The following is a 21,709-nucleotide window of genomic DNA, read 5'->3' as shown; positions in this document are numbered from 1 at the left end:
GTGATACCCAAGATCATCCTCGGCAAGGGTCCGAAGGCCACGCGCCGCACAATCGGCTACCTCTTCGGCGAAGGCCGCGCCAACGAGCACATCGACCCGCACCTGGTGGCGTCCTGGAACGGCTTCGCCCCCGACCCCGGCCGCAGCCCCCACCGCGACCCGAAGGAGGTGGAGGATCAGCTCGCCGCACAGCTCGACCAGCCCGTGAAAATGCTGGGCGACAAGGCACCCAAGTACACGGTGTGGCACTGCCCCGTCCGTGCCGCACCCGAAGACCCGATCCTCACCGACACCCAGTGGGCGGACATCGCCCGCCGCATCGTGGCAGCCGCCGGCATCGCCCCCGACGGGGACGAGGAAGCCTGCCGCTGGGTGGCCGTCCGCCACGCCGACGACCACATCCACATCGCCGCCACCCTCGTGCGCCAGGACGGCCGCCGGCCCAAACGCGACTACGACCAGCGCGCCGTCCAGCGCGAGGCCCGCAAGATTGAAATCGACTACGGGCTGCGGCGGTTGAAGCCGGGCGACGGCACTGCCGCCAAGCGCCCCACCAGCAAGGAGCACTTCAAGGCCAAGCGCCTGGGCCAGGACGCCACCTCCCGCGAGATCCTCCGCATGCGGGTGCGCCGCGCGGTGGCCGCCGCGGCGGACGAGGCCGAGTTCTTCGCGCTGCTGGAGGCGACAGGTGTGACCGTGCGCCTCAAGCACGGCCCCTCTGGTGACGCGCTCGGCTGCAATTTCGCCCTGCCCGGGGACACCAACGACAAGGGCGAGCCGGTGTTCTACGCGGGCTCCACCCTCGCCCCCGACCTCTCCCTGCCCAAAATCCGCGAACGCCTCGCCACCACCAGCCCCGAACCGGTCGCCGTCCGACCGGGCAACCCGTGGCATCAGGCCACCGCCGCCACCGAACGCATCGCCCACCACCTCACCCACGGCGACGAGCACGCCGCCCAGGGCCAGCTGGTCGCGCTCGGCGCCGCCCTGGACCTGCTGCCGGTCACCGCACCGGCCGCGCTCAGGGCCGAACTCGAACAGGCCGCTGCCTTCTTCGAGCGCGCCACCCGGTCCCGCATCACTGCCGATCTCGACAGCACCCGCGTGCTCCGTCGCAGCATCCAGGCGATCTGGCGCGAGAGGCCCCAGGACAGGGACGGGGCCGGATTCGCCATGCTCCTGGACGCCGCACTCACCGCAGTGGCCTTCGCGATGCACTGGCACCGCACCCGCCAGCACGCCCAACAGCAGGCAGCAGCCGAGCAAGCCCTCGTCCACCTGCAGGTCGCGTACGCGCAGGTCTCCGGACCAGTCCTGGCAGGCATCGCGCAACGCTCTCCCAGCCTCCAGGCCAAGTGCCGCTTCACCCAACACCTACAGGAGGCGGTGCCAGAGCACGCGGAGCGCATCCTGGCCGACCCTGCCTGGGACGCACTCGCCACCGTGCTCGCCGAGGCGGAGACCGCAGGGCACAACGCGACCACCGTCCTCGACCAGGCCCTCGGACAGCGCACCCTGGACGACGCCCACAGCCCCGCCCGTGCGCTGACCTGGCGCATCCGCCGCCTCGGTGAGCGCCACGCACCCAGTCCCCGAGCCGAGGCAGCCAGGGCCCACAGCACCACGCAGCGCCACGCCTCTCCGGTCCCCCCAGCGGCAGCTACGCCGTCGCCGCAGGCGTCGCCGGCGCGGCGACGCTGATCACGGCGATTCAGGGATACGCCGGTGCCCTCTGCCAAAGCCAGGCAGAGGGCACCGATGAGACAGGGCGCTCAATGGGCGGCCTCGGCCTTGGCAAGCGCCTTCTCCAAGTTGGCGTCCACGAGCCCCGGCGAGCCGGAGACGATCACCAGGACGTTGCCGGTGCGGATCGCCGTCTGCTTGACGACGCTTCGCTGCCCACCGGTCAGGTAGGTGAGCAGCTGGCTCCACTGCTCGTCCCCCAGGTCAGGGGCGGCCGTCTCCTGGGTTTCCATGTCGATGACGGTGCTGCCCGATACCACCTGGTAGGTGGGGCAAGAGGCCATCGCGTCGAAGATCTTGCCGATGCCGTTGGACAGCTTCGCGGCGGTGTCGCTGTACAGCTCCTCGGAAATCTCTGAGGAGCTGCCGTCGGCGTAGGTGAAGGACGTCTTCGCCTTGCGGGAGAAGTCGAGGCCCGTGCCGGTCGCCGCTTCGGCGCCGAGCTTCTCCAGCACCGGGCAGCCGGCCGGTGCCGCCGCACCGGAGGCAGGGTCCGGCAGGGGCCACTCGGCATGCATTTGCAGGAGCGCGTAGCCCGCGCGCTGGGCTTCACGGAACGCACGATCGGCACGGCGTCGAAAGAACAAGATCTTCTTCCTCTCTGTCGACTGGTGGCACGGAGCGCGTGCCACGAACGATTGACCTGCATCTCAGGGGGTCGGCGACGAGCAGCACCCCAGCCCTCCTCTAGAGACGCGGGGCGTCAGCTGCGGCGGGCAACGGTGAGCCGACCCTCCGCGGTCTTGGGCAGGGTGCGACGGGGCACCGGGACCGGTGAGGCGAGTGACCAAGCGAACGCGGCCACCAGGTCGTGAGGGACGCTGGCGCTGAAGCTGGCGCACCACAGGTACGGCTCACCGAGAACGGGTTCCGCCCACGCCTGCCAGCCCACCAGGTCAGGGCGCGGATCAGCGTCCTGGATAAGCGGCGGCATCATCTCCAAGGAGATCCAGGAGGAGAACCCAGGGTCCGTGGCTGTCGTACGGGGGCGGTCCACGTCTCGATGCCAGCCCCGGGCAGTGAGCGCGGCAAGGACGGCCTCCGGGCCCGCGACGCCGCCGTCGGGCGCCTCGCGGGCGTCGAGCGCCACGAGGAGATCAGCGAGCGCCTCGTACGGGACGCCAGCAGTGAAGTACGCGTTCCACTCCGCCATCGCGGAAGCGGCATGCCGGCGAGCGCTCAGCTGCCAGGCGACCGGCAGTCCGCCCAGCTCGAACGGGTAGGCCGCGAGAATCCACTCGGCGCCGCACAGGCCGTCCGGACTCACGTACAGCAGGGTGTGGCGGGCGGTGGGCCACATGCGCCAACCCAGGCCGGCCAGAGTGTCGCCGATCCGCTCGGCGAGCGCGTCGTCGTCTCCGGCCAAGTGGCGCGGGGTGACCCAGTACACCGGGTCCGGCGATTCGGGTTGGAAGGGCTCGCTGGGGTGGTGCGGTTGCAGGGGCGCCTCCGTAAGCTCGGGGACATGTCTCAGACCTTCGTTGACCTGGGGTTTCGGAAGGTCGTCCACGTTGACATGCCCGTTCGCGATGCACCAGTGGTTTCGGGATCTTCCCTGTCTGCCTCCGGCGAACTGGTGAACCGTCGAGGCGAGCTGCGTCCATGCGCCCGTGCACCGTCGCCCAGGCTTTCCTCTCGGGGCGCCGACGGAAAGGCCCGGCAAGTTTGGGCAAGTTCCTGGCCCGACAGCGCAGTTGTGGGCAAGCTCTGGCATAGGAAGGATCACCGGCAACCGAGGAGGACATCATGGCCTTGCGCATGCTCGGTAAGGACCCCAACAGCCCTAACGGCAACTCGCCCACCATCTACATGGACGAGGAGACGGACAGGTACCTCGTCCAGGGGTTCAAGGTTCTGGACGCGGGGCAGCTGGGGCAGATGGACATCCCCGAGCACGAGACGGTGGTGGAGATCCCGCGCTATATGGTGCGGTTCTTCCTGCCGAGCGACAGGAAGCACGACGCCGACAACGCCGAGCCGAAGGTGCAGAAGGATGCCGAGTCCCCCGAAGTTTGAGGAGTTGTTCCGCGACTGCCAGAGGACGGCCGTCCACCTGGAAACGCGGGACGCCTACATGAAGTCGGACGCAGCCTTCATCGACTGGCAGGCCGGTAAGTCCTTCGACCCCGCCGAGCGCTGGGCCGACTGGCTCTCCATCGTCTCGGAATCGGTCTCGCGGGGTGTCGAAGTGCGTCGGGCACGCATCGTGTCGACGCCCGTCAGCGAGTACATCCGCTTCGAGTACGACGTCACCGAGGGTCTCAACATCGCAGCGGGTGAACAGGTGCGATGGCTCCCCCGGCGAAACGCCTCGGATCTACTCCTTCCGGGTAACGACTTCTGGGTATTCGACTCCCGACTGTTGTACCTGAACCACTTTGACGGAGAGGGCGAGCCGACGGAGCCAGAGATCACAGAAAACCCGGAGCTTGCGAAACTCTGCGAGTCAGCCTTCGACGCCGTCTGGAAGAGGGCAACGCCACACGCAGAGTTCGAAGCGTACTGACACTTCACATAGGATCATCGCCCCCATATGGAACCGCCGGCATCTTCGAGCGCACAGGAAGCCCGCAAGGCGCTCGGGAAACGCCTAGCAGAGATCCGGATAGCGGCCGGACTCACCAAGCGAGCCTTGGCCAATAGCCTAGGCTGGCATGAATCGAAGGCTTCGCGCTTCGAGAGCGGCACACGCGTGCCCTCGGAGCGCGACCTTCGCGATTGGTGTAGGGCATGCGGCGCAGACAACCAGGCGGAGGATCTCGTTACGACGGCCCGCGGTATCGAGGGCATGTACGTCGAGTGGCGCAAGATGGAGCGCCACGGGCTCAAGTGGGCTCAGGAGTCCGCCCTCCCGCTGTGGGAGCGCACGCAGCACTTTCGCTTCTACTCACCGTGGCTCATCCCCGGCCCCGTGCAGACGGCCTCATACATCACAGCGCTGTTGACCTCCATCCGTGACCGACGTGGCCTGATCGACGACGTGCCCTCGGCTGTTGAGGTCCGCGTAGAGAAGCAGAAGATCGTTTACACGAACCGCACGTTCGCCATCCTCCTGGAGGAGGGCGCCCTCTATAACCGCATCGGTGGGGCAGAGGTGATGGCTGGCCAGCTTGGCTACTTGCTGAGCGCTATGGCTTTGTCCAGGGTGAGCATCGGCATTATTCCCCGAGACATCAACCGCCCACTCATGCCCGTCGAGGGCTTTTTTATGTTCGACGATCACACCGTCACTGTCGAACTGGTCTCGGCTCACCTCACGGTCATCCAAAGGCACGAACTTGCCATGTATGCCAAGACGTTCAGCGAACTGGCCGAACTTGCCGTCTACGGCGCCGCCGCGCGTGAAATCATCACCGCTGCCATCGAATCTCTAGGGTGAACGTCTGGCAAGTTCGGGCACACTCGTGGAGCCCAAACTCCCCTCTCTCCTAGCTTTATTGCACGGCTAAAGGCGTGCACCGGAGGGGCCAGTGATGACTGCGGCAAGTACGGGCAAGGCGATGGAATTGGCCGAGGACTCTGAGGTCGACGACTTCCCTATCGACGTGGAGGCGATCTCCTCCCGCACGGATGCCGTCCTCGGCCTGTCGATGGGCAGCACGACCCGCGCGACAATGAACCGGCACTTGCCCGGGATCGCCGCGGAGTTGAACCGGCTGCTCGGCGAGGAGTTGGGCGCGGAGGATGACAGCGAGGTGCGGGAGCTGGTCCGCGAGGGGACCAGGCTGATCGACCTCACGAACCGGCCGACCGCCGAAACGCCTGCGTTCGGGGCTTTCATATACCTCCGCGATGTCGCTCTTGTGACGCGGCGGCTGCTGTGGATCTACACCGAGCGGAACGGGCTGGATGCGCCGTGAGCGTCGGAGAAGACCAGATCATCCGGGAGCTGTCCCACTACATCCACGAACACCCCGCCGAGGAAATGGTGTTGATGCCTGTTTATGACGCGGCAGTCGACCACTCGCGGCGCCGAGCCTGCACCCACGACCGGCGCTGCCCCCTCGTCATGACGGGAGCCGTAGTCGTCGATGAGCACAATCGTGTCCTCTGCCTGCGGCACGAGGGACGCTACGCGCTCGCGGAGGCCGAACCGGAGCCTGAGGACGAGTCGCTCAGCGAGGCGGCCCTGCGGCTGCTCGCCGAGGAAGCCGGCATCCAGGACGTGTGGACACAGCCCGGCGCAGAAAGCCCCTTCCTGGTCGACGTGACCAGGCCAGGTCAGCACCGGTACGGACCCCGTCTCCGGGTTGGCATCCGCTACCTCTTCCGAGCCCATTCGGGCGCGGTCTTCCCCCCAGTGATCGATACGGGGGCGGCAGCCTGGGTGCCCCTCGCGGAAATCGGCATCCCGTCACTCCGCGGCCGCGCGGAACGCCACCTCATCGGAACCCGATGAGTCCCCGAAACCAGCAACTCGCCTACGTGGTCAGCCTCATCGTGATCGGCGGCTCCCTTCTGCTGGGCATCTGGAGAGACTGAATGTACGAGCGCACAGTCCAGGAGCAGCCCTCCATACCCCCTCCGCCGGTCGGAACGATAGGGGCCACCAGGCCGCCGACCGACGTCCGCATCGGCGACTTCCTACTCCTCGACGGCCAGTACCAGCGGGTTCAGGACATGAGGTCCGCCGGCGGCGCCTCGGCCCGCATCCTGCACTTCGCCGGACGCGCCCCGCTGATCATGCGAGAAGCCCGCACCACCTACCGGCCCCTCGAACGCCGCTGATCCCGGCCCGCTCGGGCTTTCGCACCACCCTCCACCTCACAACACGAGGAGCTTCGCCATGCCCCTGCACTTTCGGAAGATCCACGGAGCGGGCAACGACTTCATCCTGTTCACCAACCCCGAGCCCAGAGACAACACAGCCTGGGCGAAGGAGGCGGAACGCCTGTGCGCCAGGCGTACCGGCGTGGGCGCAGACGGCCTGGTCGTCAGCCGAATCAACGACAACCGCCCCACCGAGTACGACGTGCAGTGCTTCAACGCGGACGGGTCAATCGCAACCATGTGCGGCAACGCGTTGCGCTGCGCGGCGTGGGCCGCCCACCACGACGACGACCTCCCCGTGAAAAGGCGGCTGAGGCTGCGCATGGCGGGCGTCATGCACGAGGCATTCGTCGACCCGGCGTCCGTCTGGGTCACAGCCGAGGTGAACGCGATCCGGCCCCGCGTCTTACAGGCCCTCATCAACGGCCGGCCGACGTGGTTCGACTGCGTGCACACCGGCACCGAGCACGTCGTCGCCATCGTGAACGACGTGGATGCCATCGCCACGGAAGCGGTAGGCCGGATCGTCCGGCACCACGAGAACGCCGCGCCGCTCGGCACGAACGTCAACTTCGTCCAGTGCCTCGGCGGCCAGGCGCTCAAGATCCGCACCTACGAGCGCGGCGTCGAAGCCGAGACCCTCTCCTGCGGCAGCGGGGCCGTCGCGGCCGTCGTCATCGCCACTCTGCGCGGCCTGGTCGCCAGGCGCGAGGTCACCGTCCACAACCAGGCCGGCGAGCCACTCACCGTGCGGCCACACGAGGACCAACCGAACGGGACCGCATGGGTAGGCGGGCCGGTCACCCACACCTTCGAAGGGGTACTCGCATGACTCTGTTCCTCAGCCCCAGCTCGGACCTCGCGGTGCAGAAGGCCGCCGAGGAGCTTCGACAGTGGGGGCGAAGCCGCCAGGGTCTCGGCGTCGCCCTGATCTACGGGCCGGTGTCCGCCGAAGACCGGCTGTACCACTCGAAGTGCCCCGTCGAGCAGCGATCCGTCACCGCCCTGGCCGAGGCACTCGACGAGATCGGCGCACGGTGGAAGGTGCTGGACCCCACCGAGCCCGACTTCATCATGGAGCTGGCCGGGTACGACGTAGCCCTCTCCAACCTGCACGGCCCCTACGGTGAGGACGGGAGGTTGCAGGGCCTACTCGACTACCTTCGCGTGCCTTACTGCGGCAGCGGGGTCGGGGCATCCGCGGTGGCGGCCGACAAGATCCTCTGCAAGCGGGTGATGCTGACCCTCGGCGTACCAACGCCCGGCTGGCGCGTCTGGTCCGGCGGCCCGGCGAACTGGGGCGGGAAAACCGTCATGGTGAAGCCGCCCCTCGGCGGCTCCAGTGTGGGCATGAGCCTCGTCCGCGGCGCCGCGGAACTGCCGCGCGCGCTGGTGGACGCCGCCGGCGAGGAGGGCGCGGACGTACTCATCGAGGACTACGTGATCGGTACATCGCTGACCGTGGGCCTGCTGGAGCTTCCGGGCGGCTCGGTCGTCGTCTTCCCGCCGCTCGCCACCGAGGCGACCGAAGCCGAGTTCTACGACGCCCACACCAAACTCGACATGGACTCCCGAGGCACCGTAACCGTCCGCGCCGCCGAACTGGCTCCCGATGTGCTGGACAGGATCACCAGGGACGCCCAGACCCTGTGGGCGGGAATCGGGCTGCGCGGCTCGGCGCGTATCGACTTCATCCTCACCGAGGACGGCGACGCGTACGCGCTGGAGGTCAACAGCACGCCGGGCATGTCCCGTGACAGCAACTTCGCGGTCGGGGCGGCGATGGTCGGACTCACGCACACGGATGTCGTGTTGGCGATGTTGCACGAGGCCCTGGCCCGGCGGCCATACGATGTTCCCCTGCCCGCTCCCGTGTTCTCCAGCACCGCCGCGACGCGGGAGGCTGCCGTCTCGCCGTAGGAGCCTGCCGCTGTGCCGCGCGTCCACGATGTCCCCCTGTGCCGACAGCTCATCGACCCCGCCGAGTGGGATCTGCATGGCGGTTGGGCACTGGGAGACAGGATCGTTTGGTCCAACCGGGCGTGCGGCCTGGCCTCGCTGAGAATGATCCTGCTCGCCTACGGGCGCGAGGCGCCCACGGTGACGGAACTCCTGAAACTCGCGGTCAAGCAAGACGTTCTGACCCCGCGTGGCGCGCTCCACGCGGGGATCGCGAACATGGCAAGCGACCTCGGAGTGCCGTCTCGCGCGGAGCCCGTGCCCGTCGAGGACCTACTCACCCGGCTCGAGGACGCCCCGCTCATCGTGTCCGTGACCGAGCAGCTCCCGGACGACGGCCGCGCCGGCGGCCACCTCGTCATCCTGCGCGGCTACGAGGACGGCCCCGACCCGGTGATCCACTTCCGGGACCCATCGGCTTGGGGCCAGACGCATGACCGAGTCCCCCTCAGCCGTCTCTCCCCTTCTTACACGGGCCGCGCCATCGCCTTCGCGCCCCTGATCCCCAACGGAGAATGTTGATGACCGAGACCGACGGCGAAACGACAGAGGCCGCAGGAGGCCGGAGGATCGCCGTACTCGGAGAGATGCTGGAACTGGGTGACGAGGCCGTTGAAGCCCACCGCGAGGTGGGGCGCATGGCAGCCGAGAACGGCGTCGACCTCGTTGTGGCAGTCGGCGGGGACCTCGCCAAGCAACTGGCTCTCTCGGCAGGCGCGGCAGGGGTTCCGGACATTGCGATGGTGGGCGACAACGCCACCGCTGCCGCCTACCTCCAATCCATCCTCCGACCCGGTGACGTTCTGCTCGTGAAGGCATCCCGCAGCGGGCAGCTTTGGCAGATCGCCCAAGCGCTCACCGGGCAGGCCGTCACGAGCCTGTGAGCAGGCTCCGGGCCGCCGGAATCTTTGCCGGATCAGGTCGACCCCGTATGACAGGGCCTGCGAACCGCGAGACCCCGGCCCGATCCGGACTGGGGATGACCATCAGTTAGGGAATAGCGTCAGCACCTCAGTGGCGGCTGGCATCTCACCCTCCTCGGACGCGTCCAGTGCAAGGCGCGGCCTCGTCATGGTCGCGGTTGTGTAGACCTCGTTCGCGAGCTCGAAGGGCAGGCCCGAGCGGGAGACAAGTTCATCGAACGAAACGCCCGTCTCTTCACAAAGGCGGACCGCCTTTTCAAGTAGGAGGGGCGCTTCGCGGGGGCCGAGGTCGCAAGGTTCCGGATCGCCGTGCTGAGAGAGCATCATCATGGCGCGCTTGTACGTTGTCTCTCGGAAGGCACCGAGGGCATGGGCACGGTAGACGAGGGCTTTAAGGGAAGTGCCCCAGCGTCGCTTCAGCGCGTAGAGCGCCTCCCAGTCAAGTCTCTGCGGCAGCTCCGCGAGGATCTCAGCGCTTGGCATCAAGAACTCGGCAGCGAAGTCATGCGCCTGGTTCTCGACAATGCGGCTGCCAGGCTCAGCGTCAAGGTGCATGACCAAGTGCCCGGCCTCGTGCGCTGCGTCGAATCGAGACCGAGCCTTGTCGTTCTTGGCAGGGTTCCGGAAGACCAGCGGCCTGCTCCCGTACCAATGCGAGAAGGCATCCACCCGTTTGGACATGGCTGGTAGCTCCAGGACCACGGCGCCATGAGCTTCGAGTAGTCGGGTCACATGGGGGATCGGGCCGCTCGGGACCCCCATGGCGTCGCGTGCATCGCGAGCCACGGCCGCGATGTCCGCCCGGCTCGGCTCGACCGGCAGGGCCAGGCGCGGCAGTGCTGCAGGCGGGAGCTCCACGTAGTGCTCGACTGTCGTGACGAGCCGCCAGACGATCTTGCCGAACGCGACAGCCTGATCCCGCTGCAGCTGCGTCGTCGCCCTAAGACTTCGGAAGTGAGCAGCGCTGGGCACCGTCGGATGCGGGTGCCCAGTAGCGAAGAACGTGGCCGGCACCCCCAATGCCATAGCCAACTGCGCAACGACCGTGGCCGAAGGACGACTCTGTCCCAGCTCGTACTGGCTGACCGCTGCCGGTGTGAGCCCGACCTTCCTGGCGAGCTCGTTCTTGCGGAGTCCTCGAAGCTGACGAGCTGTGCTCAGAGCTTCAGGTTCGAAGGAGCGGGAGGCGAGTTCAGCGCCTCTCGATCCTCGCAGCGGTGTCGGCATGGATATCTCAGTCTGTGTTCGCGCGCTTGTCGCGCGTCTCTTCGGTGCGCCGGCGAAGCGGCAGCTCGTTCTCTTCGAGGTCGGTGTAGTCGGGTGCCTTCGGCGCCTTCCCTGCAGCGGGTCGACCCTCATCGGACTCCGATTCAGACGGCAACTCGTCGTCTCGATCCGGAAGCCCCTCTGGGGGCAGCCCACCCGGGCCGACGAGCGCATCCTCTGTCGACCGCGGAGCCGGAAGGCTCAACTGGAGATCATTGTGGATCTCGACGGTGCCATCAAGCCAAGGCGAGCCGCCTTCGCGGTTGTCGCGCGGAAGGCCCACTTCAATGACGCAGTTCCCCGTCTCCGGGTCACCCGTGTGCATGATCCGGACGTGCCCCTGTTGAACAACTTCAGCAAAGCTGTCAGCCCAGTCCGGGTCATGATCGAACGCCAACTGCCCTTTCGTCGCGCTGTTCAGCACGGCACCTCGGAGCCGAGCGGAGCTGCCGTCCCAGCTGAGCTGTTCGAGCTTGTCCCGCACCTTGTCAGGGGCTGTCAGCGGGAACTTGTAGATCCTCACGACCCACGATCCGGATATGACCTCGATGGCCCCGCCAGCCACCCTTCGGACGGGAATCCCTGCCTGGTTGAGCTTCTGGAACGTGAGGTTGGCAATGTTCCGCCAGACCAGCTGAGCGAAGGTGCCGTTGTCGTCCCCGTGCGACGGGTCATGACGGTCGGCGTTGGTCGCGTACACCTCGCGCGCGACATCCCGGACGATCTCCAGCACCCGCTGGAGATCACTCACTGCTTGCTGCAGAGCGATTTCCACGCTAGGACGATACCAGGAAGCCCCGAACTATGCGTGAAAATCAAGCAGATGGGTGCGCTGAGGCTCACATCTCAAGAGCATGGGGGCGTCCGCAGCTCAAGTTGCCACTCACTGCGCCTTAAGGCGACGGTCCACAAGTGCCACTTGGCGGTTCGAAGCGGCAGTAACCTCAAGTCAAGTGGCGATTGCGGCCTTTCGGGTGCCTGCATCCGGCGGCCCGCTCAATTCAATGGGGCCTGCCGCACTGCTTGTTCTTGCGGCGGGCAGGCCAGCCGTTGCCTTACACGGTCGTCACGACGGATTGGGGCGTCTTCGCCGCAGCATCGGTGAGGGCTGCGAGGTACCGCTCGGCGTCCAAGGCCGCCGCGCAGCCGCTGCCGGCGGCCGTGATGGCCTGACGGTAGATGTGGTCGACGACATCGCCGGCGGCGAAGACCCCGGGGATGTTCGTACGCGTGCTCGGGGACTGCACCTTCAGGTAGGCCGTCCTCGTCCAGGTCCAGTTGGTCCTTGAACAGCTCCGTGCGCGAGTCTGGGTGCTGAGTGGGCTGGGTCGTGACGGTGTGATGCGGGCATGCGGGCATGCGGCAGGCCCGGCGCGGTGGCCGGCTGCTCCAGGAGTCCTCGGGGTCGTGGTCGGGCGGCATCGCGAAGCGGCTGGTCAGCAGATGGCCGGACGGGGCAACGCGGCCAGGCGGGCGAAGGCGGTGACGAGGTCCCGGGCCCAGGGCCAGTGTTCGGCGATCCGCAGCCAGGTCCGTCTGCCGCCGCGGGTGATGCGAGCGGCGGTGTGCAACAGTCGGTAGCGCAGTCGCTTGGGCTCGGCCTTGGCCAGTTCGCCGTCAAGGAGCAGGATCTGGGTCCAGGCGATGAGGTCGATGCCAGCCAGGGCGAGTTCCAGCCAGGCGGCGTTGATGTTCGCCTGGCGCGACGGGAAGCGGCCGAACCCGGTGTCCTTGCCGCACCGGATGCGGTCCTCGACGCGGGCGTGGGCGCGGTGGCGGGCGTCGATGAAGGCCAGAGGTCCGGTGCTGGGAGGGCTGTCGGTGGCGATGAGCTGGTGTCGGAAGCCTTCGACGGTGTCGAACAGATCCAGGGCAGCGCCGGGGTGCGGGCGTTCTCGCCGCACGATGAACCGGGTGCCTTCGGGAAACCCGGCGGCGTCGAGCAGACCGGTCAGCTCGGCGACCTGCGCGCCGTCACGGGGTTCGTCGTCGGCGTCAACCGCGGCCGACCACGCGGAGGCCGGCAGCGCGCTGATGGCGTCACGGACCTCGGCGTCGATGGGGGCGCCGACGGAGAACCGGGCGTCCACCCCGTCGGCGCGCAGTGCCCTGATGTGTGCCAGGAACGCTTTGGTGCAGCCGGCGGTGTCGGTGCGGACCAGGATCGGGACCCCATACCGCCGGTCTTCAGGGATCTGGGCAAGCGCGTGGTCCAGGACGGTGATGTGGTCGGCGGCGGTGGTGGACCCAGCCCGCCCGGGGCGCAGGATCCCGGCCAACCCCTCGCCGGTGTTGTCCAGGAAGGCCAGGATCGGGTGATAGCCGAAGGTCTTCTTCCAAGTCGGTGTCGCCTGCTCCTTCTCCGAGTGACAGATCACGATGGTGGCGTCGATGTCCACCACCAGCCCCGGTATCACCCGCCCAGCGGCTTTGGCCTGCGGGAATTCTCACGGGTGTCGGCATGCTGCGCCCAGGCGATCTCGCGGGCCGCAGCTCTGGCCGCCCGCATCCGGCCCAGGGCCGCCTCATCGATTCGGTTCAGCACCCGCCATGCCGTGGCCGGGGAGGCCACCGGCCCGAACAGCTCGGCCTGGTCCCGCAGCACGGCGAGATCCGAGATGGTCTCGCCACCATCGGCGAGCATCACCGCCATGTCCGTGATCACCTGGCCCGGATCGTGGCCGCCGGTGCGCTGTCGTCCTCCGGCCAGCGCGTCACCGAAGGCACTGGTCAGCGTGGTCACCTCCACCAGATCGGACAGCAGCCGGGCCCCGGCATGCGAGACGACACCTCGCCCGTCGGACGTTACGGACAGCCTCGAACGAGACGTTGTAGAGCTCACCTGAAACTGCTCCCGGCTGCGGCGCTTTGATCCTCGACAAGTCGGATCATCGCAGCTCAGGGTGCACTTCTGCGTTCCGCTATCAAGATCCAGACTTACTCGGTGAGACTGGTCGAGATCGAGCAGGCAACGCCTGACCCACGCCGCTGATCAGCCCGGCCCTGCTGCGCGATCGGCAAGGTGTTGAAACCGGATGTTGCGAAAGGAGCAGGGGCGCTAGCGTGCGCGCATGGATCTTGAACCTGGAAAGACCGTGCCCGCCGTTCCCGTTCCACTCGATGCCGAACTTCAGGTCGCTTATGACGCCTACCTGGCGGAGGAACCGGACTTGGCGCTGATGAGCCTCGAGAAGCTGTCGGTGATCCGCGCGGAGGTCGACGCCGCAGTGGCGGCGCTCGAGGACCTCAGCCATGGCGGGCGCTTCACCGTCTTCCAGCCTTCGGTGCCCGGCCTGGACGGCGCCCCCGAGATCCCGCTGCTGGTGTGCACACCCTCCGGCGCGCCCGCATCGCGGCCGGCGCTCTACTTCATACACGGCGGCGGCTTCTACGGTAGCGATCACCGCACCGGGCTCGACCAGATACTCGAGACGGCCGAGCGGTTCGGGGCGACGCTGATCTCGGTCGGCTACCGGCTCGCGCCCGAGCACCCCTACCCCGCCCAGATCAACGACGCTTACGCCGGTCTGCTGTGGGTCGCCGACCACGCGGACGAGCTCGGCATCGACTCGGAGCGCATCGTCGTCACGGGCTTCAGCGCCGGCGGCACCCTCAGCGCCGCGCTCGCTTTGACCGTGCGCGACAAGGGCGGTCCCCGCCTGCTCGGCCAGCTGCTGATTGCCCCGCTGCTCGACGACCGCAACGACAGCGCCTCGGCCCTGCAGATGGACGACGTCGAACTCTTCGACCGCAGCCGCAACAGGTTCGCCTGGAGCTCGCTGCTCGGCGACGTCCAGGGCGGAGCTGACGTGCCGCAGTACGCTGCGCCCGCCCGCGCCACTGACCTGGCCGGCCTGCCGCCCACATTCCTCGACGTCGGCTCCGCCGAGTGCCTGCGCGATGAGATCCTCGCCTACGCCGACCGGATCTGGCAGGCCGGCGGCGAAGCCGAACTGCACGTGTGGCCCGGCGGAATCCACGGCTTCGACCGGAAAGCCCCCGAGTCGCGGATCAGCAAGGCCGCTGTCGCGGCACGCCGCAACTGGCTGGAGCACCTTCTCGCCACCAACTGACGGTCTGGCGGTAGTCGGTCGCGGGATGGAAAACGTGCCGGCCAGGCGGCCCGTAGCAACGAGGTCGAGGAACCTTGCGACGGAACTCAGGCGGATAGCTGCGTGACACGGAGCCCTCCAAGGTTCTGGACCAAGAAGTGTCCAGCATCCCGGCTCCGTCAAACCCCGAGCGCATCAGACAGCCTCGAACGAGACGTTGTGGAGTTCACGTGGCAAGTGCTCCCAGCTGCGATGCTTTGATCTTCGATAAGTCGGATCATCACAGCTCAGGGAGTACTTCTGCGTTCCGACATCAAGATCCGGACTTGCCCGGTGAACGCGTCAGGCTAGGCGGCTTCGGGGCCCAACTACCACCCACCAGCACGATGGGCAGGCGTGATCCAAATACGGACGCTGTTGTCGTCACCAACCGCTGCAAGGAGGCCGCCATCCGGAGAAAACGCAACGTCGTACGTCTCGCCGAAGGAGGCATCGAGAGAGCCGGGAAGTGGCTGGCCATCAACCGGATTCCACAGGCGCACTGTGAATCGAGCGGCAGATCCTCCTCAAGCTGTACGACCTCCTGGCCCTGGGCAACCACGGCTGGCCCCGCCACCCCGAACCCGACCTCCACCAGCGCACGGTCTGTGCCAACGCCATCGATGCCAGTACCGGTGACGCGATCTTCCGCCGACTGCACATCGCCGACATCGGTGATCGACGCGTGGGCGTGACCGCCATGATCGGACAGCAGGCTTTCCACTCGATCCCCGCAGCGCAGCGAGCTGGCCACGCGGTCACGGATCTCGTGCAGGCCCTGCATGAGCTGGCGCTCGCCACCGGCACCAGAAGGACAGTCCTGTTGAGCTGCGGCTTCGAGGAGGATCTCAAGCTGGCGGCATCCTGCCCGTCCCTTGACGTGATCTGCGCCGGGCACTGCCACAGCGACCGGTACGGTCCCGTCCGCGTCGGTGACACCCTCGTCGTCAAAGGCCGCGACGATTGCGAAGCCTGACGTCAGTTTTCGCCATAACCAGACATCGTTCATCGCGGACCGTAGCTGCCGTTCGGTCCGCCCGCGAAGCACGCACGGGGGCTCACGCGGTCTGTCGTCCTGGCTATCAGGCTGTTCCCGATGGTCTCTCCACATTGCCTCCCACCTGTGCAGAGGCACATGAAAGGACCGTCGAGGACGCTTCCGGCCGGGCCGATCAGCACGTCCGCGACCAGGCCATTCAGCGACGCGCACAGTGTCGAAGCTTGTGAAGCAGATCCGGTCATCCTGCCTGGAGCCCGTTGCTGGCACCTCGACCGACCCTCATTCTGGAACGTTCGTCAGCGGCCGAGAAGGAGAATGGTGAACGTTCCGCGACGCCACGCGAGTGATCCAGACGTCATCGGGCAGACGGCAGGGTTGGTCAATTTCCTGCGTGATGTGGTCCACAGCAGCCATCAGCGGCAGCGTGACGACCAAAGTCGTGACCGCCTCTGGCTGGCCCGGCTGCCCGAGCCCGTCCGCAGGCCGGCACCGCGCGACGACGGCGTGCTGCTGATTCTCGACCATGTGCCGCAGAGCGCGCCGCCCGACCTGCCCGCCTCGCTCGACGGCTGGGTGGAGCCGACGCGCTGCCTGGACCCAGATGGGGGTGATCCGCCTCTTGCGGAGGAGGGGCCGGGGCGCGAGCTGGTGCGCGTCGCGGACGAGCGGGAACGGCTGGAGGAGGAAGGCACCCTGCGCCGTGAAGAGGCCGGTGACGTGCTGCGGGCCTATGGCACCTGGCTGGACCGCTGGCGCAGGTGGGCGGAGCGGGAGCGCGCGGAACGGCCGCTCCGGGAGCTCTACGACCGGGTCTACGCGTGGCACCAGAAGCTGGCCCAGGAGGACGACCAGACAGAACTCATCCTGGGTATAGGGCTGTTGACCTGGGCTGGTCCGAACGAGGACACGGTGCACCGCCATCTGTTCACCCATCGGGTCGAGACGTCGGTGGACCGCCGCACGGCAAAGCTGACGGTGAGGCTGTCGTCGGAGAGCGCCCTGCGTCTCGAAGACCAGGACTTCCTGGACAGCGACGACGGATGGGTTCGCGAGCGCGGGGCCGCTCTCTCGGAAGAGATCACCGCTCGTGGGATGGATCCGCTGGGGCCCGAGGCACTGGAGCAACTGGCGCAGTGGCAGGAGAGGGCGATCACACGTCCCATGGGCTTCAGCGCGGCGTGGGAGCCGCCCCGCGCACCTGAGCCGGGGGCGCGCCTCACATACGCGCCCGCCCTGGTCATGCGCCCCCGCAACCTCAACTCTCTGCTGCGGTTCTACGACCAGATCGCGGAAGCGGTGGCCTCGGAGGGCCGTGCGCCGCTCGGCCTGGCCCAAATGGCCATGACGATCGAAACCGACGACCGATCGGCCTGGGACGGAACCCAAAGGGCCCCGCTCTTCGGTGACGATCCTCTCTTCCCTGGTAAGACGAACGCACAGCAGCGCAGCGTGCTGGGGCGCCTGGAGCGCGACACCGGCGTGGTGGTCCAGGGGCCACCCGGCACGGGCAAGACCCACACGATCGCCAACCTTGTCTCCGCGCTGCTCGCTCAGGGCCAGCGGGTGCTCGTCACCAGCGCCCGCGACCAGGCTCTGACCGTCTTGCGGGACAAACTTCCCACGTCAGTAAGGGACTTGTGTGTCCTGCTGCTCAGCTCCACTCGCCACGACGGCGCTGGCGAGCTTGAACGCACCATCAACGCGCTCACCGACCAGGTAGCCACCAGCGACCCTGACGAACTACGTGCCGAGATCCGCCGCCTCGCCGGCGAACGGGACGAGGTACGAGGACGGATCGAGACGCTCACGGAGCAGGTGATCTCGCTCCGAGAGGCTGAGTATCGGCATCGGAGCGTGGCACCGGGATACGCGGGAACGCTCGCCGAGATCGTGGAGCGGGTCCACACCGGGACCAAGGAGTTCGAGTGGATCAGCCCTCTCCCGGACACCGCCGAGGACTCCCCTCCGCTGGCCTCCGAGCAAGCCCAGGAACTCCTCCTGCTGCTGCGTGACGGCGCGGGTCAGCCGCGGGTGGGCGGGGTGTTGCCTGCCCCTGACGAGCTTCCTTCGCCCCGGCACATCGCGGACGTCTTCGTGGCCAGCCGCCTCAGCGACGAGGGTCTGTCCGCGGAGGCCGTCGAGATCCGGAACGTACTCGCTCATCTCGACGCGTCCGTGACCGCCGAACTGGCCTCGCTGCTGGATGGCTGCGAGACGGCCCTTCATCACCTCGGGGTGCCTGCCGACGCCACACGCTGGGATCCGGATTCCTGGATCACTCGGGCGCTGACGGACCGGCTCTCCCGATCCGACCTCGGGCTGTGGCAGCGCGTGGCAGCTGTCACCGACGACATCCGCGAGGTCGCGCGGGACCTGGACGCGCTGGGCCTGCGCTTGGTGACCGTGCCCGAGGACCTGACCGCCCAGAAGGCCAGCCAGCTGGCGACCGTCGGCGCCGCGCTCCGGGCCCATCTGGCCACAGGCAAGACTCTGCGCCCGCGGTTTCCGAGCAAGGCGCAGAAGAACGCCCGGGAGTTGCTGGACTCCTGCACCGTCGACGGCCGTGGGCCGCAGACGGCGGAGGACCTGGACGCCGTACTGGCACACCTGCGGGCCCACTCCGCCCTCGCTGGCGCGGCCACACGCTGGCAACAGGCAAATGCCGCGCTCCCCCCGGGAGACGTGGAGGTACGGCTGGCCGCACTGAGCGCACGCACCGAGTGCCTAGAGCACGTACAGGCATTCGGCTCGGCACGGGACCGCGTCGACGAGCTTCTCGTACGTCACGGTGTGCGCCTGGCGATCGCCTCCCGCCGGACGTGGCAGAACTTCAACGCCGGCGTCGCTGCGCTCCATGGCCGACGCGCCGCCGATGAGGCGGTGGCGCAACTTGCCGCGTGGGACGAACTCCTTCGTACCCCCGTCAATGGCGCCCAGCCATCAACGGAGTCCATGGCTCTCGCACAGGCACTTCGCGACCAGGACGTGGACACCTATACCGAGGCCATAGATGCACTGGCCGCAGCGCACCGGCGGGAGCACCGCACGCGTCGGTGCACCGAACTGCTGGGCGCCCTACGCGCCGACCACCCTTTGCTCGCAGGCCGCCTCGTCGACAGCACCGACGATCCCTACTGGGAGGAACGGCTGGGGTCCCTGGAACGGGCGTGGGCATGGGCAAAGGCTTCGCAGTTCATGGACAAACAGCGCACGCCCGGTCTGGAGCGCAAACTCGAAGGCGACCTCAGCGAGCACGAAGCCCGGCTGGAGCATGTGACCGGTGAACTCGCCGCGGCTTGGGGGCGGTTGCACTGCTTGGAGCGGATGACACAGGAACAGCACTCGGCGCTCCAGGCGTACCGGACGCACATGTCGTCCGTCGGCAAGGGCAAGGGGCGGCATGCAGGACGCTTCCGAGCCGCGGCGCGCGATGCGATGTCCGTGGCCCAGGGCGCGGTTCCCGCATGGGTCATGCCCATCCCACAGGTCGCCGAGATGGTGCAGGCGAAGCGGGACGCCTTCGACGTCGTCATCGTCGACGAGGCCAGCCAAGCGGGCATGGACGCGTTGTTCCTCCTGTGGCTGGCTCCCCGAGTAATCGTCGTCGGTGATGACAAGCAGTGTGCGCCCGCCGTCACGGGCCAGGGCCGTCTGCAGGCCATCCAGGACAAGCTGGCCGCCCATCTGCCAGACATGCCCACCCGGCTGCGCCAGCTCTATATGCCGCACGCCAACCTCTACCAGTTGCTGTGCAACTTCTTTCCGCAGGTGATCCGCCTCGAAGAGCACTTCCGCTGTGTGCCCGAGATCATCAACTGGTCCTCCAGCACCTTCTACGACCACAAGCTTCTGCCCCTGCGCCAGTACGGCGCCGAACGCCTCGACCCATTGCGTACCCACTTCGTCGAAGGCGCCGTGGTTGCGGGCCGAGACAGCCGTGTCCACAACCCCAAGGAGGCCGAGGCGATCGTCGACTGCCTGGCCCGCCTGGCCAAGGACCCCGTCTACCAGGACAAGACCATGGGCGTGATCGTGCTCCAGGGCTTCGGACAGACCAAGTTCCTGGAGGCCCTCATCGAGCAGCGTCTGCCGGCCACCGTGCGCGAGCGCCACCAGATTCGCGTGGGTAACGCGGCCTCGTTCCAGGGGGACGAGCGCCACGTCATCCTGCTGTCCATGGTCGTGACGAACCCGCCGCGCGCAGCGGGTGGGAACAAGAGCGAGCAGCAGGCGTACAACGTCGCCGCCAGTCGGGCTCAGGACCAGATGTGGCTCTTCTACTCGGTCCCACCCGACCGTCTCAAGCCGCACGACCTGCGGCTCAACCTCCTGACGTACATGGAGAACCCACCCGCTGCTCTGGAGGCCACCGACGACATCGGACCGGTGCTGCCCGATGTCCGGAGGGCTCCCTTCGACTCGCTCTTCGAACAGCAGGTGTACCTGGAGATCAAGGAGCGGGGTTACCACGTGGTCCCGCAGTTTCCGGCCGGCAGCAAGCGCATCGACCTGGTGGTGGTGGGGGCCCGCGGTCGGCTGGCCGTGGAATGCGATGGCGACGCCTTCCACCACGCCACGCGGGAGCAGATCGAGAGCGATCAACGGCGGGACCGCGAACTGAAGCGCGTGGGATGGAAGTTCTGGCGGATACGTGAGAGCGACTTCCGCTTCGATCCCGCCGCGGCACTCGACGGCCTGTGGGAAGAACTCAACCGCCAGGGGATCCGGCCCGCGAACTACACGCGGTCCGCGACAGCCACCCAGCCGGTCGGCTCCAACGCCGCGTGGAAGCCACTCGATCTCTCCTCGGACGACGGGCTCACCGATGACGAGGGCACCGGGGACGAACAGACCGACGACAGTTACGACGACCAAATCGACAACGACACCACGGAGGACAACGCCGCATGACGCAGGAAACCGTTCTGGGCCCACTCGACGGCAACACCTTGAAGGAGCTGGCCCGCGTCATCTGCGGCGACGACCATCTCTACTACCGCAGGGGCTTCGAGATCACCCAGTTCCTGGAGGACGCCGGGTGGCGCAACGTGCCTGAGTACGACGGCGAGTACCGGGGCGAGTGGGCACTTCAGCTACTCATGGAACGTCGCGAGAACCCCACCGAACTGGAGAAGGTGCTCCTCAGACTCGCGGACGCACGCGAGTACCTCGAAGAACCCGACGTTCTCCCGGCCGTCGTCAACGCGGTCAACGCCTTCTTGGTCCACGAAGGCTTCCGCCTGGAGAACCCCGGAGGCCGACCCAGGGTCGTCGTCTGCGATCCGGCCATGGCACACCCGGGCCAGCAGGCGCCGGTAGAGCTCAAGGCCACCATGGCCGAGATCATCCGTGAACCACAGATGGCCGCGCTGCTCCAGCGCCGTCTGGACGAAGCCCGCACCTGCTACGCCAACGGGGCTCACGTCGCGGCCATCATCATGCTGGGCAGCCTCCTCGAGGGCGTCTTGCTTACGGTGATCGAGGAGCGCGACGCCTCCCTGCTGCGCAACAAGGACCCCGACTTCATCGGCCTCAAGGCCCTCATCGACATCTGTCACAAGGCGGGCTGGATCGACGTCGACATGGAACGCCACAGCCAGACCCTGCGCGAGTACCGCAATTTCGTCCACCCACGGCGTGAGTTCCGCGAGGCGCACACTCCCGACCGCGACACGCTCACCGTGTCCTGGTACGTCGTGAACGGCGCCCTCAACGACCTCGCGGCAACCCAGCCCGAAGCCAGCGCGTAGAGCGGGCACGGGCGAAAGCCACTGCGTGACTACCGGGCCACGCAGTCAGACCAGGGACAACAGATCACGAGGGAGAGCAGGTTGAAGCTCACGGCAGAGGTGCTGAGAGACCTTGCGCAGCCGTCGAACGTCGCAGTCCACTCAAACTCGGAGCTGGCCGGGGACTTGAGCGCCTCGGCGGCGGACGACGACAAGCAGAGAAAGGGG

Annotated in this window: 20 protein-coding genes and 2 pseudogenes; 15 read left to right on the top strand and 7 right to left on the bottom strand. The window is 67.5% G+C overall.

Translation table 11 applies throughout. The features are described from left to right. Positions 1-1,701 carry a mobilization protein gene (locus AB5L52_RS25560; protein WP_369366433.1) on the top strand — a complete coding sequence of 567 codons (1,701 nt, stop codon included), beginning with the start codon at positions 1-3 and terminating at the stop codon, positions 1,699-1,701. Between the two features lie 71 nt (positions 1,702-1,772). Here the strand turns inward: AB5L52_RS25560 and AB5L52_RS25555 are convergent, their stop codons facing one another. After that, positions 1,773-2,261, bottom strand: coding sequence for a hypothetical protein (locus AB5L52_RS25555; protein ID WP_369366432.1), 489 nt, complete (start codon positions 2,259-2,261; stop codon positions 1,773-1,775). Positions 2,262-2,446: 185 nt separating this feature from the next. Further along, positions 2,447-3,133 (bottom strand): DUF317 domain-containing protein, encoded by a 687-nt coding sequence (locus tag AB5L52_RS25550; RefSeq protein ID WP_351564619.1) that lies wholly within the window; start codon positions 3,131-3,133, stop codon positions 2,447-2,449. A gap of 356 nt (positions 3,134-3,489) precedes the next feature. Between AB5L52_RS25550 and AB5L52_RS25545 the strand changes: the two genes are divergently transcribed. The 10 genes from AB5L52_RS25545 to AB5L52_RS25500 all read left to right on the top strand — a co-directional run bounded on the left by AB5L52_RS25545 (position 3,490) and on the right by AB5L52_RS25500 (position 9,356). Continuing rightward, entirely contained in the window at positions 3,490-3,759 is a 270-nt protein-coding gene (locus tag AB5L52_RS25545; protein ID WP_351564470.1) for a hypothetical protein, read from the top strand. Continuing rightward, positions 3,737-4,249, top strand: a complete 513-nt coding sequence (locus tag AB5L52_RS25540; protein WP_351564472.1) for a DUF6879 family protein — start codon at positions 3,737-3,739, stop codon at positions 4,247-4,249. The genes AB5L52_RS25545 and AB5L52_RS25540 overlap by 23 nt, the downstream gene beginning before the upstream one ends. Before the next feature lie 27 nt (positions 4,250-4,276). Beyond that, positions 4,277-5,122, top strand: a complete 846-nt coding sequence (locus tag AB5L52_RS25535; RefSeq protein ID WP_351564474.1) for a helix-turn-helix transcriptional regulator — start codon at positions 4,277-4,279, stop codon at positions 5,120-5,122. A 121-nt stretch (positions 5,123-5,243) separates the two neighbouring features. After that, on the top strand, positions 5,244-5,603 hold the full coding sequence (locus tag AB5L52_RS25530) for a hypothetical protein (protein WP_369366429.1): 360 nt from the start codon (positions 5,244-5,246) through the stop codon (positions 5,601-5,603). Further along, positions 5,600-6,142, top strand: a complete 543-nt coding sequence (locus AB5L52_RS25525) for an NUDIX domain-containing protein (RefSeq protein ID WP_369366427.1) — start codon at positions 5,600-5,602, stop codon at positions 6,140-6,142. Before AB5L52_RS25530 ends, AB5L52_RS25525 begins: the two co-directional genes overlap by 4 nt. Before the next feature lie 83 nt (positions 6,143-6,225). Beyond that, the gene (locus tag AB5L52_RS25520; RefSeq protein ID WP_351564477.1) at positions 6,226-6,471 is read left to right on the top strand and encodes a hypothetical protein; all 246 of its coding nucleotides are present in this window, start codon (positions 6,226-6,228) and stop codon (positions 6,469-6,471) included. A 58-nt stretch (positions 6,472-6,529) separates the two neighbouring features. Beyond that, positions 6,530-7,345, top strand: coding sequence for a diaminopimelate epimerase (gene dapF, locus AB5L52_RS25515; protein WP_369366424.1), 816 nt, complete (start codon positions 6,530-6,532; stop codon positions 7,343-7,345). After that, complete coding sequence (locus AB5L52_RS25510) at positions 7,342-8,433, top strand: ATP-grasp domain-containing protein (protein WP_369366423.1); 1,092 nt, start codon at positions 7,342-7,344, stop codon at positions 8,431-8,433. Before dapF ends, AB5L52_RS25510 begins: the two co-directional genes overlap by 4 nt. Before the next feature lie 12 nt (positions 8,434-8,445). Then, the gene (locus AB5L52_RS25505; protein WP_351564482.1) at positions 8,446-8,994 is read left to right on the top strand and encodes a C39 family peptidase; all 549 of its coding nucleotides are present in this window, start codon (positions 8,446-8,448) and stop codon (positions 8,992-8,994) included. Next, positions 8,994-9,356, top strand: a complete 363-nt coding sequence (locus AB5L52_RS25500; protein WP_351564484.1) for a UDP-N-acetylmuramoylalanyl-D-glutamate--2,6-diaminopimelate ligase — start codon at positions 8,994-8,996, stop codon at positions 9,354-9,356. The genes AB5L52_RS25505 and AB5L52_RS25500 overlap by 1 nt, the downstream gene beginning before the upstream one ends. Positions 9,357-9,458: 102 nt before the next feature. On the opposite strand, the gene AB5L52_RS25495 is transcribed toward AB5L52_RS25500, so the two are convergent. The 4 genes and pseudogenes from AB5L52_RS25495 to AB5L52_RS25480 all read right to left on the bottom strand — a co-directional run bounded on the left by AB5L52_RS25495 (position 9,459) and on the right by AB5L52_RS25480 (position 13,503). After that, positions 9,459-10,622 carry an XRE family transcriptional regulator gene (locus AB5L52_RS25495; protein WP_351564486.1) on the bottom strand — a complete coding sequence of 388 codons (1,164 nt, stop codon included), beginning with the start codon at positions 10,620-10,622 and terminating at the stop codon, positions 9,459-9,461. Positions 10,623-10,629: 7 nt separating this feature from the next. After that, the gene (locus AB5L52_RS25490) at positions 10,630-11,436 is read right to left on the bottom strand and encodes a hypothetical protein (protein ID WP_369366420.1); all 807 of its coding nucleotides are present in this window, start codon (positions 11,434-11,436) and stop codon (positions 10,630-10,632) included. Between the two features lie 280 nt (positions 11,437-11,716). Further along, a pseudogene (locus AB5L52_RS25485) lies at positions 11,717-11,969 on the bottom strand (FAD-dependent oxidoreductase); the annotation flags it as partial. 128 nt (positions 11,970-12,097) lie between these two features. Continuing rightward, positions 12,098-13,503 (bottom strand): annotated as a pseudogene (locus tag AB5L52_RS25480) (IS1380 family transposase). A 229-nt stretch (positions 13,504-13,732) separates the two neighbouring features. Here AB5L52_RS25480 and AB5L52_RS25475 point away from each other — a divergent pair. Continuing rightward, positions 13,733-14,734 carry an alpha/beta hydrolase gene (locus AB5L52_RS25475; RefSeq protein ID WP_351564490.1) on the top strand — a complete coding sequence of 334 codons (1,002 nt, stop codon included), beginning with the start codon at positions 13,733-13,735 and terminating at the stop codon, positions 14,732-14,734. Between the two features lie 347 nt (positions 14,735-15,081). Here the strand turns inward: AB5L52_RS25475 and AB5L52_RS25470 are convergent, their stop codons facing one another. After that, positions 15,082-15,255: a hypothetical protein gene (locus AB5L52_RS25470; protein ID WP_351564492.1), complete on the bottom strand. Its 174-nt coding sequence runs from the start codon at positions 15,253-15,255 to the stop codon at positions 15,082-15,084. Positions 15,256-15,443: 188 nt separating this feature from the next. Between AB5L52_RS25470 and AB5L52_RS25465 the strand changes: the two genes are divergently transcribed. The 3 genes from AB5L52_RS25465 to AB5L52_RS25455 all read left to right on the top strand — a co-directional run bounded on the left by AB5L52_RS25465 (position 15,444) and on the right by AB5L52_RS25455 (position 21,502). Beyond that, positions 15,444-15,728: a hypothetical protein gene (locus AB5L52_RS25465; RefSeq protein WP_369366418.1), complete on the top strand. Its 285-nt coding sequence runs from the start codon at positions 15,444-15,446 to the stop codon at positions 15,726-15,728. A gap of 420 nt (positions 15,729-16,148) precedes the next feature. After that, positions 16,149-20,663, top strand: coding sequence for an AAA domain-containing protein (locus AB5L52_RS25460; RefSeq protein WP_351564496.1), 4,515 nt, complete (start codon positions 16,149-16,151; stop codon positions 20,661-20,663). After that, positions 20,660-21,502: a hypothetical protein gene (locus tag AB5L52_RS25455; protein ID WP_369366416.1), complete on the top strand. Its 843-nt coding sequence runs from the start codon at positions 20,660-20,662 to the stop codon at positions 21,500-21,502. The genes AB5L52_RS25460 and AB5L52_RS25455 overlap by 4 nt, the downstream gene beginning before the upstream one ends. The last annotated feature ends 207 nt before the right edge of the window (positions 21,503-21,709 follow it).

It is taken from the genome of Streptomyces sp. CG4 (genome assembly GCF_041080655.1).
Classification (GTDB): Bacteria; Actinomycetota; Actinomycetes; order Streptomycetales; family Streptomycetaceae; genus Streptomyces.
This window is presented reverse-complemented; position numbering and strand designations above follow the sequence as displayed.

Coding starts and splice junctions, on each gene's coding strand:
- AB5L52_RS25555 (WP_369366432.1), bottom strand. CDS start 2,261: ATGCATGCCGAGTGGCCCCTGCCGGACCCTGCCTCCGGTGCGGCGGCA.
- AB5L52_RS25545 (WP_351564470.1), top strand. CDS start 3,490: ATGGCCTTGCGCATGCTCGGTAAGGACCCCAACAGCCCTAACGGCAAC.
- AB5L52_RS25540 (WP_351564472.1), top strand. CDS start 3,737: ATGCCGAGTCCCCCGAAGTTTGAGGAGTTGTTCCGCGACTGCCAGAGG.
- AB5L52_RS25535 (WP_351564474.1), top strand. CDS start 4,277: ATGGAACCGCCGGCATCTTCGAGCGCACAGGAAGCCCGCAAGGCGCTC.
- AB5L52_RS25530 (WP_369366429.1), top strand. CDS start 5,244: ATGGAATTGGCCGAGGACTCTGAGGTCGACGACTTCCCTATCGACGTG.
- AB5L52_RS25520 (WP_351564477.1), top strand. CDS start 6,226: ATGTACGAGCGCACAGTCCAGGAGCAGCCCTCCATACCCCCTCCGCCG.
- dapF (WP_369366424.1), top strand. CDS start 6,530: ATGCCCCTGCACTTTCGGAAGATCCACGGAGCGGGCAACGACTTCATC.
- AB5L52_RS25510 (WP_369366423.1), top strand. CDS start 7,342: ATGACTCTGTTCCTCAGCCCCAGCTCGGACCTCGCGGTGCAGAAGGCC.
- AB5L52_RS25500 (WP_351564484.1), top strand. CDS start 8,994: ATGACCGAGACCGACGGCGAAACGACAGAGGCCGCAGGAGGCCGGAGG.
- AB5L52_RS25495 (WP_351564486.1), bottom strand. CDS start 10,622: ATGCCGACACCGCTGCGAGGATCGAGAGGCGCTGAACTCGCCTCCCGC.
- AB5L52_RS25475 (WP_351564490.1), top strand. CDS start 13,733: ATGGATCTTGAACCTGGAAAGACCGTGCCCGCCGTTCCCGTTCCACTC.
- AB5L52_RS25455 (WP_369366416.1), top strand. CDS start 20,660: ATGACGCAGGAAACCGTTCTGGGCCCACTCGACGGCAACACCTTGAAG.